Raw genomic sequence first — 2,950 nt, 5'->3', positions numbered from 1 at the left:
CCACGCCAGGTCGATCGGAGTTGGCGCTTCAGCACCTGCTCCCATCCCATGGCGAGTCATCAGCGTCGGCGCTTCAGCGCCTTACTCCGGTCCCACGCCAGGTCGCTGGGCGTAGGCGCTTCAGCACCTGCTCCCATCCCACATCGAGTCAACCAGAGCTAACGCTTCAACGCCCTACTCTGCTCCCACGGCATGTCGGCGGAAGTCGGCGGCGCTTCAACGCCGTACCCCAACCCTATTCATCCGCTCGACCGTCAATCACCCGCTAGCGCGGCGCGCCACGCACAGTCGTCAGCGAATAGCGCTGCACGCGCGCGCGGTCTTCCTGGCGGCCCAACACGAGCGTCGGCTCCACGTCGGGCCGGTTCACGATGAACGACAGCCGCATCGTTTCGAAACCGCGCACGGAATCGAATGCATTCACCTTGATGTAATGCTGCGGATACGCTTCGCGGCACTTCGTCACTTCAAGCATCACGCCCGCCGCGTCGCGCAGGTCGAACATGGGAAGACCCCACATTTCCCAGTACGTGTTGCGCGGATGCGGGTCGTCGGTGAATTCGACCGAGCACGCCCAGCCCTGGCTCAGCGCGTACTGGATCTGCATGCGGATTTCGTCGTCGGTCAGCTCGGGCAGGAAAGAGAACGTTCCTTGAGTGATGCGCATCGCTGGCTCCCTGGTTTCATCGGACATCGATCACTCAGGCCACGCTTGGCGTGACGGCGAAGTCGGGCGTATCGGTCGACGCGTAATTGAACGTGACCTCGCGCCATGTATCGAGCGCCTGCTTGAGCGGCGTGCAATGCCGTGCAGCCGCTTCGAGCAGATCGGGGCCTTCGTTCGCGATGTCGCGGCCTTCGTTGCGCGCTTTGACCATCGCTTCGAGCGCGACGCGGTTGGCCGTCGCGCCCGCCTGAATGCCCGACGGATGGCCGATCGTGCCGCCGCCAAACTGCAGGATCGCGTCGTCGCCGAACAGATCGAGCAACTGATGCATCTGTCCCGCGTGAATCCCGCCCGACGCGACGGGCATCACCTTGCGCAAGCCTGCCCAAGGCTGATCGAAGAAGATGCCGCGCGTGAGATCGACCGGGTTGTGCGACTCGCGCAGCACGCTGTAATAGCCCTGCACGGCGAGCGGGTCGCCTTCCAGCTTGCCGACGGCCGTGCCCGCGTGCGCGTGATCGACGCCCGCCATCCGCAGCCACTTTGCGATCACCCGAAACGAGATGCCGTGATTGCGCTGCCGCGTGTACGTGCCATGCCCCGCGCGATGAAGATGCAGGATCATGTCGTTTTTGCGCGCCCAGCGGCCCATCGACGTGATCGCCGTCCACCCGATCACCAGATCGATCATCACGATGCAGGAGCCCAGTTCCTTCGCGAACTCGGCGCGCTCGTACATGTCTTCCATCGTCGCGGCCGTCACGTTGAGGTAGTGGCCTTTGACCTCGCCCGTTTGCGCCTGTGCGCGGTTCACGGCTTCCATCGAAAACAGATAGCGGTCGCGCCAGTGCATGAACGGTTGGGAATTAATGTTCTCGTCGTCCTTCAGAAAATCGAGGCCGCCTTTGAGGCCTTCGTAGACGACGCGTCCATAGTTCTTGCCGGACAGGCCGAGCTTCGGCTTGACGGTCGCGCCGAGCAGTGGACGGCCGTATTTGTCGAGCCGTTCGCGTTCGACGACGATGCCCGTCGGCGGACCCTGAAACGTCTTCAGATACGCGACGGGAATGCGCATGTCTTCGAGCCGCAGCGCCTTCAAGGGCTTGAAGCCGAACACATTGCCGATGATCGACGCCGTGAGGTTCGCGACCGACCCTTCCTCGAAGAGATCGAGATCGTACGCGATGAACGCGAAGTACTGCGGCTCGTCTTGCGCGCAATTCGGCACGGGATCGACGCGAAACGCTTTCGCGCGATACATGTCGCACGCGGTCAGACGGTCGGTCCAGACCACGGTCCAGGTGGCCGTCGACGATTCGCCCGCGACGGCCGCCGCCGCCTCTTCAGGCTCGACCCCGGGCTGCGGCGTGATGCGGAACAGCGCGATCACGTCGGTGTCTTTGGGCGTGTAGTCCGGCTGCCAGTAGCCCATCTCGCGATACTTCATGACGCCTGCTGCGTAACGCGAGCGCTTTTCGCCTGATGTTGCGCTATCGGCCGGCTTCACGGCCTCCTTGCTGAAATCGTTCATCACGCTGCCTCGACGGTGAACGCGGCGCGCCGGGAAGCGGCCGAGCACGTTCGGTGGGACGCCTGCGGGCGTCGATGCTCGCGGGCCATGCAGGTCAATGTAGGCGGCGTCCCGGATGAAGTGAATTCACGATTTTTTTCAGCAGGCTTAAGTGATCCGTTAACTGGCGTGCACTGGATGGGAAATGCGTCCACAATGCGCGTATCGGCTCGTGCAACACTTTGCTGCGGTTCCGCTACAGTAAGACGCGTAAGCTGGACGTGGCGTGCGCCGGAGGCTTTCCTGTCCCGAGTGGATGGAGACTGGTACGACAGTTGCATCAGCAACATGGCCGACGCGACCGGGTGTCCTGCGTGCTCGCACATGAGGGCGTCGGTCGTACTGGGACTGCCGTTTTCATTCTTGAAAGGAGGAAGAATATGCAGTGGACTACTCCGAGCTACACCGATATGCGATTCGGTTTTGAAGTGACGATGTATATCGCTACGCGATAGGGTGTGGGGGGCCGTCTTTGGGCGGCTCCTGTTGTTAGGTTTTTTGCGGTGCCGCAGAGCAAGTTTGCCGCTATACGGTTTGCTTTGCCCTGCGGGTTTGTTTTGCCCTGCGCGGGCATCCGCGATACGGTTTGCTTTGCCCTGCGCGGGCATCCGCGATACGCCTCGCGGCGCAGGCGTCGCCCCTGTGCGGGGCGGCACTTACTTTCTTTGCCGCCGCAAAGAAAGTAAGCAAAGAAAGCGGCTCACACCGCCAAT

3 protein-coding genes are annotated in these 2,950 nt (G+C 62.3%); 1 reads left to right on the top strand and 2 read right to left on the bottom strand.

Translation table 11 applies throughout. The features are described from left to right. Positions 1 to 265: 265 nt before the first annotated feature. Entirely contained in the window at positions 266 to 667 is a 402-nt protein-coding gene (locus J8I87_RS42875) for a ribulose bisphosphate carboxylase small subunit (RefSeq protein ID WP_209938654.1), read from the bottom strand. A 34-nt stretch (positions 668 to 701) separates the two neighbouring features. Then, positions 702 to 2,198, bottom strand: coding sequence for a form I ribulose bisphosphate carboxylase large subunit (locus J8I87_RS42870; protein WP_209938652.1), 1,497 nt, complete (start codon positions 2,196 to 2,198; stop codon positions 702 to 704). Positions 2,199 to 2,617: 419 nt separating this feature from the next. Here J8I87_RS42870 and pqqA point away from each other — a divergent pair, with 419 nt between their 5' ends. Beyond that, positions 2,618 to 2,692, top strand: coding sequence for a pyrroloquinoline quinone precursor peptide PqqA (gene pqqA / locus J8I87_RS45895; RefSeq protein WP_075161304.1), 75 nt, complete (start codon positions 2,618 to 2,620; stop codon positions 2,690 to 2,692). The last annotated feature ends 258 nt before the right edge of the window (positions 2,693 to 2,950 follow it).

Source organism: Paraburkholderia sp. LEh10, assembly GCF_017814945.1.
Classification (GTDB): domain Bacteria; phylum Pseudomonadota; class Gammaproteobacteria; order Burkholderiales; family Burkholderiaceae; genus Paraburkholderia.
Note: the sequence above shows the minus strand (reverse complement) of the source record. Positions and strands in the feature narration are given on the sequence as shown.

Coding starts and splice junctions, on each gene's coding strand:
- J8I87_RS42875 (WP_209938654.1), bottom strand. CDS start 667: ATGCGCATCACTCAAGGAACGTTCTCTTTCCTGCCCGAGCTGACCGAC.
- J8I87_RS42870 (WP_209938652.1), bottom strand. CDS start 2,198: ATGAACGATTTCAGCAAGGAGGCCGTGAAGCCGGCCGATAGCGCAACA.